The sequence below is a fragment of the Rhizobium sp. CBN3 genome (genome assembly GCF_030518245.1).
Classification (GTDB): domain Bacteria; phylum Pseudomonadota; class Alphaproteobacteria; order Rhizobiales; family Rhizobiaceae; genus Rhizobium; species Rhizobium aethiopicum_A.
On sequence record NZ_JAULSE010000005.1, the window covers coordinates 262,636 to 276,635 of the forward strand.

Here is a 14,000-nt window from a genome sequence, read left to right on the forward strand (position 1 = left end):
CCTACAGGGTCGCGCCCATGCGCTATGCCGCTTGCTGGTTTTCCCAAAAGGCTTCGACGCGATTTCGGCCTTCGCGCTTCGAGCGATAGAGCGCCTCATCGGCCTTGTGCAAGAGCCGTTCGAAATCTCCGCCGCCTCTCCGCGTGGCGACGCCGATGCTGAGCGTCGGAAAGACGGCGAGATCCGGCCGCTGCATGGCGGCGGCGGCGAAGTCGAGACGAATGCGCTCGGCAATCGCCATCGCATCTTCCTGTGAGATGTTTTTCAGCACCGCCAGGAACTCGTCCCCGCCTTGGCGGGCGAGCAGATCGCTTGAGCGCATGACACCTTTGGAAATGCTGGCAAAAAGCCGCAGGATGTCGTCGCCGGCGGCGTGGCCGTGCCTGTCGTTCAGCTGCTTGAAATGATCGATGTCGATGATCAGCAGTGATATCGGCTGGGAAGCGAGAGCGGGTAAATGCTGGGCAAGGCCGCCCCGATTGAGCGCGCCGGTCAGCGGATCGTGATGGGCGAGTTCGGTCAGTTGATTGCGGCTGCGCTCGGCCGCCATCAGCACCATGGCCATGCTGCGCAGCATGATGAAAGCCACCGCCGATACCGCCATCCAGCTATGAACCACGCTGCCGCCGAATGGATCGGGCCCGCCGATCTCGCCGGTTGCCGCGAGCATGCTGCGCACCGCAAAGATCATGGCGGTGCAGACATAGAGGCCGACGAGCAGACCGGCTGAATAGAGTTTCTCGCGGCGGACGATGCTGATCGCCTCCCTTGCGACCGCAAGATCGCAAAGGCAGCAGATGACGGAGACGTAGAGGAGCCTTGCCGAGACCGCTGCGGGATCGCTGACGATCAGCACGACAGGCACGCTGACGAGAACCATGGCAAGCCAGAAAATGCGCTGGTCGAAAACCCGTCCCGAAAACGTGCGCACGGCAAAAAACATCAGCATATAGCCGGCGATGGTGACGACGTTGCCGCCGTCGACCGAAACCGCATAGGGAACGAGATTGCGCAGCGCGACGAGGAAGGAACCGACACCGACGAAGAGGTTGCTCAAGCCCCACCAAAGCGGCCACCTCTCGAAGCGGCCGGTCGCATAGGCTGCAAGCTGGAGAATGCCCAGCACGAAGCAGCTTACGGCAACAATGAAATAGATCGTCCTGAGATCCAGTAGCATGGCGCTTTTCCGAGGTTCTGGTGGCGAAACCTACAGCAAGCATTTTGCGGTTTGATTGGAGCCTTCGTTAAGAATTGAACGATCGGCGGTTTTCCCTGCCGCCGCTGTAGTCAAGCCGCCCGCACAGTGCCGATGATGTCGGCCAGCAGGCCAGCGCCGGATCGCTCGCCGCAGCATCTTCGTGTGCCCATGGCACTTTTCACGCGATCGTGTCTGCTGGTGAGCCGCTACCTGCGCTCATCCTCTGCTGGAAAGACAATCCGCGCCGCAATCAGGTCAGGCCCGCCTGCCTGCGTGATCAGCGGCGCGGATACCGGCGGGAAAGTTCCCTATCACCACCGGTGGGCGCGCAGCTCAAGCTGCGCGGCGAACCGGCGCGCTGGTCAGCATGCGTCCCGAGGGGACAATCATGCCGGCCGCGCCGTCGAGCCAGCCTTCGGTGAGCTCAAGCGCGAGAAAGCGCGAACGTTCGAACGGACCCGGCATGACAAGATGGCGAGCCTTTTCGGCGAAGAAGCCGAAACGCTCGTAGTAGGCGGCATCGCCGACGAGCAGGACGGCGCCATGCCCGCGGTTCTTCGCCTCGAGGATCGCCGCGCGCATCAGGGCCGAGCCGACGCCCTTGCCGCCATGACGGCAATCGACGGCCAGCGGACCAAGCAGCAGCGCGTTGATCGGCGTGCCTTCGGCGTTGACGCCGGCCTCGACGTTCCAGAGCCGCACCGTGCCGATCAGATGGCCATCGCGGTCACGCGCGACCAGCGCAAGTCCTTCGGCCGGAATACGGTTGCGGCGGATTTTCTCCGACGACTTCTTGCGGCGGTCAGTGCCCATGACGCGATCGAGCAGGTTTTCACGCGCGACGACATCCGACGGATTTTCGGCGTCGATGGTGAAAATGGAGGGCGCAAAGAATGCGCGGACAGAATCAAGAACAGCGGCCATCGTGGCCTCCCGCACTCAAAACCGTTTCAGACGGTGACTTCGGAGAATTGTGGATTTGCCGCCCCGGCTGGTTACGGGACTAGCAGAAACAAGACCTTAGATGACGTAGGCCTTCAGCGGCTCGAAGCCGTTGAAAGCAACTGCCGAGTAGGTCGTCGTATAGGCGCCGGTGCCTTCGATCAGGACCTCGTCGCCGATCGTCAGAGACAGCGGCAGCGGATAGAGGTTCTTTTCATACAGCACGTCGGCCGAGTCGCAGGTCGGGCCGGCGATCACGCAGGGCTCCATCTCGTCGCCGTCGCGCTCGGTGCGGATCGGGTAACGGATGGCCTCGTCCATGGTTTCGGCGAGACCGCCGAACTTGCCGATGTCGAGGAAGACCCAGCGGGCGTCGTCATTGTCCGACTTCTTGGAGATCAGCACGACTTCCGCCTTGATGACACCGGCATTGCCGACCATGCCGCGACCCGGCTCGATGATCGTCTGCGGGATCTGGTTGCCGAAATGCGTGCGCAGCGCCTGGTAGATCGACTTGCCGTAAGCTTCCGCGGACGGAACGTCGCGCAGATACTTGGTCGGGAAGCCGCCGCCCATGTTGACCATCTGCAGGTGAATGCCCTGCTTGGCAAGCTGGACGAAGACACGCTTGGCATCGGCGAGAGCCGAATCCCAGGCATCGACCTTGGTCATCTGCGAGCCGACATGGAAGGAGACGCCGTAGGACTGCAGGCCGAGCTGATGAGCGTAGACGAGAACGTCGACGGCCATCTGCGGAACGCAGCCGAACTTGCGCGACAGCGGCCATTCGGCGCCTTCGCCATCGGTGAGCACGCGGCAGAAGACACGGGCGCCGGGAGCTGCACGCGAGATCTTCTCGACTTCCTCGTGGCTGTCGACCGCGAAGAGGCTGACGCCGAGCGCATGCGCGCGAGCGACATCACGCTCCTTCTTGATCGTGTTGCCATAGGAGATGCCGGCAGCGGTCGCACCGGCTTCGAGCGCCATTTCGATTTCGGCAACGGATGCGCAATCGAAATTGGAGCCGAGGTTGGCGAGCAGCTTCAGCACTTCCGGAGCCGGGTTGGCCTTGACGGCGTAGTAGATGGCGCTATCCGGCATGGCGTGACGGAAGGCGTGGAAATTGTCTCTGATGACATCGAGGTCAACCACAAGGCAGGGACCGTCGGGACGTCGGGTTGCGAGAAAGTCGCGGATGCGCTGGGTGGTCATATCAGTTCCCTCTTCCAATTCCAGAGCTCCGGCATGAACCGGAGGACAAAGGGCATACGAGAACTCGCATTGGAACCAGCCGGTGGAGACCCCGGAACCATAGCAAGCGCTCGATGCGCGGATAGTGAACCAACGCCGCGGACGCGGTGTAAGTTCGGCTTTGTCTGCCATGGATTGGAGGGAGAATCCCAACCGCACTTCCGGCAATGATGGTGTGCCTCTTCAGTAACCCCCGCTGATGGAAAGCAGGGAGAGAACAAAAAGGCCCGCACCGTCGTTGCTTCAGGCGTCCTCGCATTTTCCGGTTGGCCGGAATAGCGACTGGAGGGGTTAATTCCAGGTACCTTACCGATTTCCTCACCAATTCGAGGGCTCGGCGGACACCCATGGGCACGTGCGACTTTGGGCTGACTGGGAGATAAGAATATTCGCCTTCATAATCAAGCGATTTTTTGATCCTGTGGCCAAAAAAATAATTGAACAGGACGGGCCAATTTGTTCAATGTTCGGAAACAGTTCTAGGAAAGCACCATGGATACTTTGACGCGCATACGCGCCTTCATCGATGTCGTCGAGGCTGAGGGCTTTTCCGCCGCCGCCCGGCGCACCGGCCGCTCGAAGGCGCTGCTGTCCAAATATGTGCGCGAACTGGAAGACGAGCTCGGAGCGTTGCTGCTCAACCGCACCACCCGGCAGTTCTCCATGACGGAGGCCGGCCACACCTATTATCGCAGCGCCTCCGATATTTTGAAGGAGATCGACAACCTTGCCGATCTCGTGCGCGAAAACAATGCACAGCTGAAGGGCCGTTTGCGCGTCTCCGTTCCCCGCACCTTCGTCGACGCCGACGTCGGCCAGTCGCTGATCGATTTCGCCGGCGAGAACCCGGACCTTTCGCTGGAGATCGCCGCCGATGACCGGTTCGTCGATCTGATTGAGGAAGGCTTTGACGTGGCGATCCGCATCAGCAAGCTCGAAGATTCCGGCATGATCGCCCGCAAGATCTCCGATTTCCGCGTCCATCTCTGCGCCACCCCGGACTTTCTCGAGCGCCATCCCGATCTCGAGCATCCAAGCGACATTTCCAATCTTCCTTTCATCGTCGATACCAATTCACGCACCCAGGGCAGCATCCGCTTCCACAATCCGGACAACACAACCTTCGCCGTCGCCGTCTCGGGACCGATCGAGGTCAACAGCCCGCACGCGACGCTACGCGCTGCCCTCGCCGGCATCGGCATCGCCCTCATTCCTGATTTCATCGCCCGCAAGCCGATCGAAAGCGGCGAGCTGGTGACGCTGTTTAACGATTACATTCCGACCGACCGCGGCATCTATGCCGTCTACCCGCACCGGCGCTACCTGCCGGCCAAGGTGAGGATCTTTGTCGATTACCTGCACAACTGGTTCAAAAAGCATCCGTGAGATCTGCACGGCAAGACCGGTCCGGTCGGACGATGGAGCGGTGCCGATCGGGATTCAAACGACAAGCCGGTCCCAATTCCGTCCCAATTTCTGGCAAGAACTCGGGTCGAGCGAATAAGGCAGCGAGACGCATGAACAAATCCATACCATTGATCGCCGCGCTTCTTTCGCTGGCGCCGGCCGCCGCCTTTGCGCACCCGCACATCTTCGTGGAAGCGCGGCTCGAAGTCGTGGCCGGCGCTGACGGCAGTGTCGAGGAACTGCGCAATGTCTGGCGCTTCGACGAGGTCTTTTCCTCCTCGGTCGTCATGGATTTCGACAAGAACACCGATCTGAAGCTGGAGCCGAACGAACTCGCGCAGGTCGGCAAAACGGTGAAGCAATCGCTTGCCGATTACGATTATTACATGAACCTGACGATCAACGGGAAGAGCATCACCGTCCAGCAGCCGGATATCATCCATGTCGACTATAAGAACGGCCAGCTCCTGATGTTCTTTGCGGTCAAGCCGGCTGAGAAGATGCCGCTCAAGGGCAGGCTTACCTTCGGCGTCTACGATCCGACGCTCTATACGTCGATCGATTTCCCCACAGACAACGAGCTGGCAACGGTGGGCGACGGCTTCAAGGCCTGCAAGCACCAGGTGGTAAGGCCGGATGCCGACGAGGTGATCTCGCAAAACAAGCAGTCGCTGACGGACGCCTTCTTCAATGACCCCACCGGCACCAACATGTCCAAACTCTTCGCCACACGGCTGGAGGTCACATGCTGATAAAACGCCCGTCTCTCGTCCTTTCCGCAGCACTGCTCGCGCTCCTGACGGCGGCAAGCCTCGCCCAGGCGCAATCGCCGCTCGGCATCGGCACGGCCGAACCGAGTTTTCAACCGACGGGCGGGCCTCTCGCGCCGCTTTTGCTCTACGTGAACTACGAACAGCAGGCCTTCTATCGGGCACTGACCGGTGCGTTGAAGGGAATGCGGGAGGATCCGTGGCAGCTGACATCGCTGGTCGGCCTTTCCTTCGCCTACGGCGTCTTCCATGCCGCCGGCCCCGGCCACGGCAAGGCGGTCATCTCCTCCTACATGATCGCCAACGAGGTCGAGCTGAAGCGCGGCGTGGTTATTTCCTTCATTTCGGCTTTCATCCAGGGCGTCGTCGCTGTGGCGCTGGTCGCCGGCGCCTGGCTGGTGCTGCGCGGCACCGGCATTACGCTGACGACAGCCACTCATGCCATGGAAATCATAAGCTTCGTCATGGTCATCCTCTTCGGCGGCTGGCTGCTGTTCCGCAAACTGCGTTCGATGGCAAGCCATCTGCCGCGCCGCCGGCTGGTGGCGACGTCGGCCGGTCCGGTGTCTATGATGCTGGATTGGAAGAATAACGCAGCCGAACGCCAGGCCTATGCCTTCAACGGCAAGGCGCAGGCCGTGAAGGCCGGCCACAGCTTCGTTCCCGGCATGGTCTGCGAGACCTGCGGCAATACGCACGCTCCTGATCCGGCCCTGCTCGCCGGCGACAGGTTCAGCGCTCGAGAGGCCTGGTCGGCGATCGTAGCGGTCGGCCTTCGACCCTGCTCCGGGGCTTTGCTTGTCATGACTTTCTCGCTGCTGAACGGCCTCTATCTCGGCGGCGCGCTTTCGGTCGCCGCCATGTCGCTCGGCACGGCGATCACGGTTTCGGTGCTCGCGACGCTTGCCGTCACCGCCAAAGGTGCGGCGGTCCGTCTCTCCGGACGCGGCTCGACGGCTTCGGTCTGGGTCGGCAACGCCATTGAAATCGCCGGCGCCCTGCTCGTCATCCTGATGGGCGCCGTCCTGCTCGGAGCTTCGCTGCAAGGCTAGACACCCTCAGGGCTCCGTGCCCGGACGCCCCTAGACTACTGTCTATCTCTGCGACGCTGGTAGCGCGCCCGCAGCCAGAAGACGGCAAAAAACGCCATGATCAAGCAGATGCCGACGAGGATCCCCAGCGTCGGCGAGAAATTGCCGATCCAGAGAACGATGGTCGGCATAAAATAAAGGACGAGGCCGGCGCCGAGCAGGATGATAGCGGCGGCGATCGCCTGCGAGCGGCTTTCCGGGCTCACGCGAGCCTTTCCTTTTCCAGATCGGCACGAATATCCTGCAGGCGGCGGATCTGATTGCCGGCCGCGTCGAAATTTTCGGGCGAAAGCCAGCCCTCGAAAGCATCGTTGATCAGCGGCCATTCGGCGTCGATCATCGAGAACCAGGCGGTGTCGCGGTTGCGATGCTTGGAGATCATGTGCTGACGGAACACCCCTTCGAAGCTGAAGCCGTAGCGCAGTGCCGTCGTCTTGCTCGCCTCGTTCTTATTGTCGCATTTCCATTCGTAGCGGCGATAGCCGAGGTCCTCGAAAACATGCTTAGCCATCAGGTAGTGCGCTTCGGTGGACAGCGGTGAACGGCTCATCTCGCGACCATGAGCCACGCCGCCGATTTCGACGACGCCGTTTGCCGGGTCGGCGCGCATGTAGTTCGCCATGCCGACAACCTTGCCGGTGGCGTTGTCACGAAAGATATGGGTGAGCCAGCCGGATTTGGTGTAGACGTTTTCCAGCCAGTTGGCGAAGTCCTCGATGCCCGAGAAATCATCCTGCGAAAAATAAAGAAGCAGCGGGTTGATGCCCATCCCGCCGAGCCCGTCCCACAGCGCATCGAGATGTTCCTCGCGGCGATAGGGCTCGACGGTGACGAAACGGCCTTTCAGCGTAACCGGCTTCGGCGCCGGGCAGCCCTTGAAATTTGCAAGATCGCGCATCTTCACTCCCCTATTCCGGAGCCTTCCCCGGTTAAATTGACGAAAACGTCAATTTAACCGGGGAAGGCTCCGGGAGTGGATAGGCCAGTCGCCCGATAAAGGCAACGGGCCTGGATGTCACTGTGACAAGGTCGTCTTGGCGGATGACACCGTCGCTTCGATATGGTCGACCAGCTGATCGGCGAGGCCGAGCCGCCCGGCGAGCAGATCGAGATAACCGCGCTCGGCGCGCGAATCAGGATCGATGGTCAGCCGCGAGGCAGTGTAGAGCTCGACGCGCTGTTCTTCCGTGACCGCCGCAGCCACGAGCGCGTCTATATCCGTCGGTGACGCAAGTTCGCCCTCGATGAAAGCGGCCGCCTCGCCGCTGACGTCAGTGGCCTTGATCTTGTCCATGATCAGGGCGCGTTCGGCATCGTCGATATGGCCGTCGGCCTTGGCTGCGGCGATCATCGCCCGGATCAGCACCAGCACGAATTCGTTGCTGCCGGCAGGCGATGCCGGCCCGAAACCGGATTCGACGGGCGGCGGCAGGAGCACCGGATTGTTTGCCGACGGCGCGTCCGAGGGGGCCGCGGGCGCTTGGCCCGCCTGATAGTTCTTGTAGGCCTGATAGCCAAGGCCGGCGATAGCGGCAAGACTACCGATCGCCAACGCATTGCCGGCAATACTGCGGCCGGTCTTGGTGCCGAGAAGCACGGCTGCGATCGCGCCGGTCTTCATCGGATTGTTCTTTGCCGTCTGTATGGCCTCGCCCGCCCTGTCGCGGACTGAACCGCCGAGACCCGGCACCTGCGAACCCAAGAACTGGTCGAGAAGCTTCTTTGCGTCGAACATTCCTCGTCGTCTCCCTGTTTGAGGCCGGAGGAGAACATAGGTTTGCGACGGCTGAAATACAAATATTGGGCGCGGGGTTGTGCCTGGCGCTCATACCCCGCCCATGCAACCTCAGGCCTTCAGAGCGGCGGCCTCCGCCGCAAGCTTGGTAATGCCAGCCCAGTCGCCGGCTGCGACCAGTTCCTTCGGCGCAACCCACGAACCGCCGACACAGACGACGTTCGGCAGCGAAAGATAATCCCTGGCGTTCTTCAGCGAAATGCTGCCGGTCGGGCAGAACAGCGTGCCGGCGAGCGGCGAAGAGAGAGCCTTGAGATAAGCGGCGCCACCGGCCTGCTCGGCCGGAAAGAACTTCAGCACTTGATAGCCTTCCTCACGCAGCGCCATGACTTCGCTGGCGGTCGCAGCTCCCGGAAGCAGCGGTACGTCGGAATCGGCAGCGGCATCAAGCAGCTCCTGCGTCGTGCCCGGGCTGACGATGAACTTCGAGCCGGCCTCGACGGCCGCTTCCCAATGGGCGGCATTCAGGATGGTGCCGGCGCCGACTTCGGCGCCCTCGACCTCGGCGGCGACGACGCGCACGGCCTCGAGTGCCGCCGGCGTGCGCATGGTGATCTCGATTGCTTTCAGGCCGCCTGCGACGAGGGCGCGGGCCAGCGGCACCGCCGACCTGGCATCGTCAACGATCAGGACCGGAACGACCGGCTGGAGTTTCAGGATGGAAAGGAGCTTCTCTGTTTTCTCACCCATGGTCGCACGACCTCCTTGAAACGATTGAAATTTGCATCCCGAATAACGCCCTCGCCGAACCTTGTCGAGATAAAACCCGGCTGCGTGAGAAGATGGGTATGAAATGCCTGGAAATTGGTCTACCGTGCGGCAATCGTCACAAAAGGTTCACTGATATGGCGAAAGAGATCGAGCGGAAGTTTCTCGTACGCAGCGATGGATGGCGTTCCGCCGTCGAGACCAAGTCTGTCCTCAGGCAGGGTTACCTTGCCTCGATGGACGACCGTTCCGTCCGGGTCCGCATCCTCGACAGCAGGAAAGCGAGACTGACGATCAAGATCGGTCGCAGCGCCATCACCCGCGACGAATTCGAATACGATATTCCCGTCGCCGATGCCGAAGAGCTTTTGCAGAACGCGATCGGCATCGTCATCGAGAAAACCCGCTACCGCGTTCCCCATGAGGGCTTCGTCTGGGAGGTCGACGTCTTTGCCGGCGAGCATCGCGGGCTGGTGATTGCCGAAGTGGAGATGACGGCGGAAACCGACAAACCCGTCCTGCCCACCTGGCTTGGCCGCGAAGTGACCGGCGATTTCCGCTACTCCAACCAGGCCCTTGCCACAGAATACGGGCACGACAGGCATGGCCTATCGCATTCGGCCTGACGCCGATTTCACCGAGGCATTCCGGAGCACCGCGACCGAGCAGCTGGAAGGCGCCATTACCTTTCTCGAAGAGCGGCCGGACGGTACGCACGAGGCGATCCATTCCTTCCGAAAAAACCTGAAGCGATTGCGCTCGCTCTACCGGCTCGTCGCGCGCGAGGTGCCGGATTTCCAGGAGCAGGAAAATGCAAGGCTGCGCGATACCGCGCGCTCGCTTTCGGCCATGCGCGACGCTGCCGCGCTCATCGGCACCGCGCAATATCTGCAGCATTCAGCCCGCGGGAAAGAGGAAAGCGAGGCGCTCGGCCGGATCGTCACCATTCTCGAGGGGCGCCGCGACTGGATGGCGGAGGCCGAGAGCGGCCTGCAGCAGCGGCTGATGGAAACCCCAGGCGTGCTGAAGGAGGCAATCGCGGCTTTGGATGGCATTTCCTTCGATGGCAGCCACCGCAAGAACGCCCGCATGCTGGCGAAGAGCTGGCGTCGCACCGCGCGCAAGGCCAAGGCTGCGCTTGCCAGGTGCCACGGCGATGCATCGGCCGGGGATTTCCATGACCTGCGCAAACGCACCTACGATTATCGGCTCTACCACGCTCTTTTGCGCGACATCTGGCCGGGCGCGATGAGGGCCAAGCGCGATGCGGCCAAGGAGCTCGTCGAGGATCTCGGCCACATCCATGACCTTGCCGTCCTCTGTGAGCTGGTCGAAGCCGAGCCGCAGCTCTTCACCCGCAACGACGATCTGGCGCATCTTCTTGACGCGATCATCTTCCGCCAGCAGGAAGACCGGCGGCAAGCCCTCCTCAAAGCCGAAACCGTCTTCACCGATGATCCCGACGAGGAATCGGAGCGTATCGAGCTTCTCTGGCTGACGGCTGCGAACTGAGCGATGGCAGGCGCGATCCTGAAGACGGTCGGCCGCCTGCGCGGAAGGCAATTGCGCGACCGATCGATTTTCTGTATTTCCCGCCCATGACCGACAGCCTGACACACACCGGCCCGTTCCTCGTAGCGGCGCTCTACCATTTCGTATCCGTGCCGCGCTTTGCCAGCCTGCAGGCCCCGCTGCAGGCGCTGTGCGAGGAAAACGGCGTCAAGGGAACGCTGCTTCTGGCGCATGAGGGCATCAACGGTACGATCGCGGGACCGGATGCCGGCATTCATGCCGTGCTCGCCTTCCTCAGTGCCCAGCCGGAATTTGCGCGCCTGGAGCACAAGGAAAGCCGCGCCTCGAAAATGCCCTTCCTGCGCATGAAGGTGAAGCTGAAGAAGGAAATCGTCACTATGGGCGTCGAGGACATCGATCCCAACAAGGTGGTCGGCACCTATGTCGCGCCCAAGGACTGGAATGCGCTGATCTCCGATCCCGATACGATCGTCATCGACACCCGCAACGACTATGAGACGGCAATCGGTATCTTCCGCGGCGCGCTCGACCCCAAGACCAAGACATTCCGCGAATTTCCGGATTGGGTGCGCCGGAATACGGGGCTGCACAACAAGCCGAAAGTCGCCATGTATTGCACCGGCGGCATACGCTGCGAGAAGGCCACTGCCTTCATGAAGGCCGAGGGTTTCGACGAGGTCTATCATCTGAAGGGCGGCATTCTGAAATATCTGGAGGAAGTGCCGCAGGAAGAAAGCCTTTGGGAGGGCGCCTGCTTCGTGTTCGATGAGCGTGTATCCGTCGAACACGGCCTGAAGGAAGGTGAGCACCGGCTGTGCCACGCCTGCCGCAACCCGATCACATCAGAGGAAATTGCCTCGCCGCTTTATGAGGAAGGCGTTTCCTGCAGCCACTGTTATCACACGCGGACAGAGGAAGACCGGCTGCGCTACCGTCAGCGGCAGCATCAGATCGCGCTGGCGAAAAAACGCGGCCAACGGCATATCGGCAGCTGATGAGCTCGCGCCCCCGGGGAATCTCGCCGTCAGGCCGCGCCGAGGCGGCGCCGGGTTGGCTGCTCCGCAGTACGAAGCTCGTTGAGCATTTCGGTAATTCGCTCGGCCGCCAGAGGCTTTCCGAACAAATAGCCCTGCAGACAGTCGCAGCCGAACAGGCGCATGGCGACCGCCTGCCCCTCGGTCTCTATGCCTTCCGCCGTCACCGGGATATCGAGCGAGCGGGCGAGCGCCACCGTCGCCTGCAGCATTTCGCGCTGGCGCTTGTCCTCGTTGACGCCCATGACCAGCGAGCGGTCGATCTTGATGCGGTCGAAGCCGAACTGCCTGAGATAACCGATCGAGGAGAAGCCGGAACCGAAGTCGTCGAGCGCCACCTTGACCCCCAACCCTTTCAGCCGTTCGATCGACTGGCGGGTACGCTGCGGATTCTGGATCATATAACCTTCGGTGATCTCGAGGGTGACGCGGCTGGCCTCGATCTCCGTCTGCTTCAACACGTAGCGCACATAGTCGGTGAAGGCGGGATTGCGGAACTGGCCGGGCGAGACATTGACTGAGACGTTCAGTTCCGGCCACTGCTTGGCTGTCTCGCACGCCTTGCGCAGCACGAACAGGCCGAGTGATTCGATGAGGCCGCTGGTCTCGGCGATCGGAATGAACACCTCGGGCGAAACCGGGCCGTGGCCCGGACGGTTCCAGCGCACCAGCGCCTCGACGCCGGTCAGCGCATGCGTGCCCGCATCGACCAGCGGCTGATAGGCAAGCGTCAGGTCGCCGCTTTCGATGGCGATTCTGAGATCGAGCTCCAGCGCATTGCGCTGCTGCCGGTCCGCGTCCATCGACGGATCGTAGAGCGTCATGCGCGCACGGCCCGCCTCCTTCGCCTTATACATGGCAAGGTCGGAACGGCGCACCAGTTCCTCGCGATCGATTGCACCTGCAGGCGACATGGCGATGCCGATGCTGGCGCCTACGACGACGACACGGCGACCGATCTCCAGCGGCTCGACGAGAAAATCGAGGATCTGCTCGGAAAGCTGCAGGGCGGCGGCGTTCTCGCCGTCGGAGAGAAAGGCGATCGCAAATTCATCCCCGCCGATGCGGGCGAGAACCGCGCCTTGCGGGATCAATACTTTAAGGCCGGCCGCGACCGCGCGGATCAACTGGTCGCCGGTGCCGTGTCCATAGCTGTCATTGACTTCCTTGAAACCGTCGAGGTCGAGATAGAGGAGCAGCACGTTGCGTTTGCTCTGGCGCGCTTCGAGGACAAAACGATCGACGGCGAGCCCGAGGCCGTCGCGATTGGAAAGGCCGCTCAGCCTGTCGCGCAGCGCCTCTTCGCGCGCGCTGTTTTCCTCCGCCTTCAGGCGGCGGCCGGCCAACCAGCCGATGGCCAGCAGCACCACGAAGAAAAGCCCGACGAGACCGAGTGCCTGGATGACCATCGGCCGCACCTGCGCGTAGGCGATATTGCCGGGCGAGCGCGAATTCCAGACGAGCTTGCCGATCGTTGCCCCCGTCGGATCATCGATCGAGACGAGATATTCGGCCGCGAAACTCGGCGGCGCCAGCCTCAGTCCGCCGATCACATAGGTCTGCCCGAGCCCGGCCACCCTGTCGTCATCGAGATGCCGGGCGAAAATGAGATAACGGTGCTGGCCGGCGGGTGCATCAAGCGCGCCGGATTTCTTCCGCACCAATGCCACGCCGACAGCGGCAATGCCGCGTTTGGTGGTGACGAAACCAACCGCCTGCGGAGTATCGGCCGGGCCGGCCGCCTTCACCGCGTCGAGCAATTTCCAGAGCGACGGCGAGAAGAAATCCGCGAGCGGCTCCTCCATCGGCTTGCCGTCGCGATAGGCGATGATTGGATTCTTCGCATCATCGATCACAATCGCCATGTCGAACAGCGAGCTGTTGACCGACATTTCGCCGTAGTTGCTGACCGTCCATGCCATGCCATCGGCCGCATAGACGTTGGCGGCGGCGTCGTCCCAGGCGGCGTAATCGTCGAGAGTCGCACCGAGCTGATCCTCGAAGGTCTTCAACGCGCCGATCGTCGTTTCGCGCGAGCGCTCGTCATCAAGCACATTGGCGTTCTCAGCCACGCGTTCGATAGCCGTCAACACCATGATGGTGGCGACGGCGACGATGACAGCAAAGGAGAACAGCACACCCGTGACGGTGATGTGACGGCCTATGCCCGATCCCCTGCCCTGCAATTTTTCGAGTATTTGCATTCCGGCTCCCTGACCAGCGGAGTTTGCCAGTCAAGGGTTCAGAAACGTTTAAGCAACCGCCTGTTGC

The 14,000-nt window shown here is 61.9% G+C and carries 14 protein-coding genes; 6 read left to right on the plus strand and 8 right to left on the minus strand.

Annotated elements, in window-relative coordinates:
- Positions 1–22: 22 nt before the first annotated feature.
- From QWJ46_RS10740 to odc2, 3 genes are all read right to left on the minus strand, one after another.
- Positions 23–1,177: a GGDEF domain-containing protein gene (locus QWJ46_RS10740; protein ID WP_302751118.1), complete on the minus strand. Its 1,155-nt coding sequence runs from the start codon at positions 1,175–1,177 to the stop codon at positions 23–25.
- A 354-nt stretch (positions 1,178–1,531) separates the two neighbouring features.
- Positions 1,532–2,122, minus strand: a complete 591-nt coding sequence (locus QWJ46_RS10745) for a GNAT family N-acetyltransferase (protein WP_302751119.1) — start codon at positions 2,120–2,122, stop codon at positions 1,532–1,534.
- A gap of 96 nt (positions 2,123–2,218) precedes the next feature.
- Complete coding sequence (gene odc2, locus QWJ46_RS10750; RefSeq protein ID WP_302751120.1) at positions 2,219–3,352, minus strand: ornithine/lysine decarboxylase; 1,134 nt, start codon at positions 3,350–3,352, stop codon at positions 2,219–2,221.
- Between the two features lie 531 nt (positions 3,353–3,883).
- Between odc2 and QWJ46_RS10755 the strand changes: the two genes are divergently transcribed.
- The 3 genes from QWJ46_RS10755 to QWJ46_RS10765 all read left to right on the plus strand — a co-directional run bounded on the left by QWJ46_RS10755 (position 3,884) and on the right by QWJ46_RS10765 (position 6,620).
- Entirely contained in the window at positions 3,884–4,777 is an 894-nt protein-coding gene (locus tag QWJ46_RS10755; protein WP_064805022.1) for a LysR family transcriptional regulator, read from the plus strand.
- 131 nt (positions 4,778–4,908) lie between these two features.
- On the plus strand, positions 4,909–5,550 hold the full coding sequence (locus QWJ46_RS10760) for a DUF1007 family protein (RefSeq protein ID WP_302751121.1): 642 nt from the start codon (positions 4,909–4,911) through the stop codon (positions 5,548–5,550).
- The gene (locus tag QWJ46_RS10765; RefSeq protein WP_184454937.1) at positions 5,544–6,620 is read left to right on the plus strand and encodes a nickel/cobalt transporter; all 1,077 of its coding nucleotides are present in this window, start codon (positions 5,544–5,546) and stop codon (positions 6,618–6,620) included. The genes QWJ46_RS10760 and QWJ46_RS10765 overlap by 7 nt, the downstream gene beginning before the upstream one ends.
- A gap of 35 nt (positions 6,621–6,655) precedes the next feature.
- On the opposite strand, the gene QWJ46_RS10770 is transcribed toward QWJ46_RS10765, so the two are convergent.
- The 4 genes from QWJ46_RS10770 to QWJ46_RS10785 form a co-directional block, all read right to left on the minus strand.
- A complete protein-coding gene (locus QWJ46_RS10770; RefSeq protein ID WP_184454936.1) occupies positions 6,656–6,865 on the minus strand; it encodes a hypothetical protein in 210 nt (69 codons plus the stop codon).
- Complete coding sequence (locus tag QWJ46_RS10775; RefSeq protein ID WP_302751122.1) at positions 6,862–7,557, minus strand: GNAT family N-acetyltransferase; 696 nt, start codon at positions 7,555–7,557, stop codon at positions 6,862–6,864. Before QWJ46_RS10775 ends, QWJ46_RS10770 begins: the two co-directional genes overlap by 4 nt.
- A 117-nt stretch (positions 7,558–7,674) precedes the next feature.
- Positions 7,675–8,394: a tellurite resistance TerB family protein gene (locus QWJ46_RS10780; protein ID WP_302751123.1), complete on the minus strand. Its 720-nt coding sequence runs from the start codon at positions 8,392–8,394 to the stop codon at positions 7,675–7,677.
- A gap of 111 nt (positions 8,395–8,505) precedes the next feature.
- The gene (locus tag QWJ46_RS10785; protein WP_302751124.1) at positions 8,506–9,144 is read right to left on the minus strand and encodes a 2-dehydro-3-deoxy-phosphogluconate aldolase; all 639 of its coding nucleotides are present in this window, start codon (positions 9,142–9,144) and stop codon (positions 8,506–8,508) included.
- Positions 9,145–9,299: 155 nt separating this feature from the next.
- Here QWJ46_RS10785 and QWJ46_RS10790 point away from each other — a divergent pair, with 155 nt between their 5' ends.
- The 3 genes from QWJ46_RS10790 (at position 9,300) to QWJ46_RS10800 (ending at position 11,690) form a co-directional block, all read left to right on the plus strand.
- Positions 9,300–9,788 (plus strand): CYTH domain-containing protein, encoded by a 489-nt coding sequence (locus QWJ46_RS10790; RefSeq protein WP_184454933.1) that lies wholly within the window; start codon positions 9,300–9,302, stop codon positions 9,786–9,788.
- Entirely contained in the window at positions 9,766–10,674 is a 909-nt protein-coding gene (locus QWJ46_RS10795; RefSeq protein ID WP_302751125.1) for a CHAD domain-containing protein, read from the plus strand. The genes QWJ46_RS10790 and QWJ46_RS10795 overlap by 23 nt, the downstream gene beginning before the upstream one ends.
- An 86-nt stretch (positions 10,675–10,760) precedes the next feature.
- The gene (locus QWJ46_RS10800; protein WP_302751126.1) at positions 10,761–11,690 is read left to right on the plus strand and encodes a rhodanese-related sulfurtransferase; all 930 of its coding nucleotides are present in this window, start codon (positions 10,761–10,763) and stop codon (positions 11,688–11,690) included.
- Positions 11,691–11,719: 29 nt separating this feature from the next.
- Here QWJ46_RS10800 and QWJ46_RS10805 read toward each other — a convergent pair whose 3' ends face one another.
- Complete coding sequence (locus tag QWJ46_RS10805; RefSeq protein WP_302751127.1) at positions 11,720–13,933, minus strand: EAL domain-containing protein; 2,214 nt, start codon at positions 13,931–13,933, stop codon at positions 11,720–11,722.
- Between the last annotated feature and the right edge of the window lie 67 nt (positions 13,934–14,000).

Excerpts from the sequence above, each read along its gene's own strand:
- odc2 (WP_302751120.1), bottom strand. The coding sequence starts at position 3,352 with ATGACCACCCAGCGCATCCGCGACTTTCTCGCAACCCGACGTCCCGAC.
- QWJ46_RS10780 (WP_302751123.1), bottom strand. The coding sequence starts at position 8,394 with ATGTTCGACGCAAAGAAGCTTCTCGACCAGTTCTTGGGTTCGCAGGTG.
- QWJ46_RS10790 (WP_184454933.1), top strand. The coding sequence starts at position 9,300 with ATGGCGAAAGAGATCGAGCGGAAGTTTCTCGTACGCAGCGATGGATGG.
- QWJ46_RS10800 (WP_302751126.1), top strand. The coding sequence starts at position 10,761 with ATGACCGACAGCCTGACACACACCGGCCCGTTCCTCGTAGCGGCGCTC.
- QWJ46_RS10740 (WP_302751118.1), bottom strand. The coding sequence starts at position 1,177 with ATGCTACTGGATCTCAGGACGATCTATTTCATTGTTGCCGTAAGCTGC.
- QWJ46_RS10795 (WP_302751125.1), top strand. The coding sequence starts at position 9,766 with ATGGCCTATCGCATTCGGCCTGACGCCGATTTCACCGAGGCATTCCGG.
- QWJ46_RS10760 (WP_302751121.1), top strand. The coding sequence starts at position 4,909 with ATGAACAAATCCATACCATTGATCGCCGCGCTTCTTTCGCTGGCGCCG.
- QWJ46_RS10805 (WP_302751127.1), bottom strand. The coding sequence starts at position 13,933 with ATGCAAATACTCGAAAAATTGCAGGGCAGGGGATCGGGCATAGGCCGT.
- QWJ46_RS10745 (WP_302751119.1), bottom strand. The coding sequence starts at position 2,122 with ATGGCCGCTGTTCTTGATTCTGTCCGCGCATTCTTTGCGCCCTCCATT.
- QWJ46_RS10775 (WP_302751122.1), bottom strand. The coding sequence starts at position 7,557 with ATGCGCGATCTTGCAAATTTCAAGGGCTGCCCGGCGCCGAAGCCGGTT.
- QWJ46_RS10755 (WP_064805022.1), top strand. The coding sequence starts at position 3,884 with ATGGATACTTTGACGCGCATACGCGCCTTCATCGATGTCGTCGAGGCT.
- QWJ46_RS10765 (WP_184454937.1), top strand. The coding sequence starts at position 5,544 with ATGCTGATAAAACGCCCGTCTCTCGTCCTTTCCGCAGCACTGCTCGCG.
- QWJ46_RS10785 (WP_302751124.1), bottom strand. The coding sequence starts at position 9,144 with ATGGGTGAGAAAACAGAGAAGCTCCTTTCCATCCTGAAACTCCAGCCG.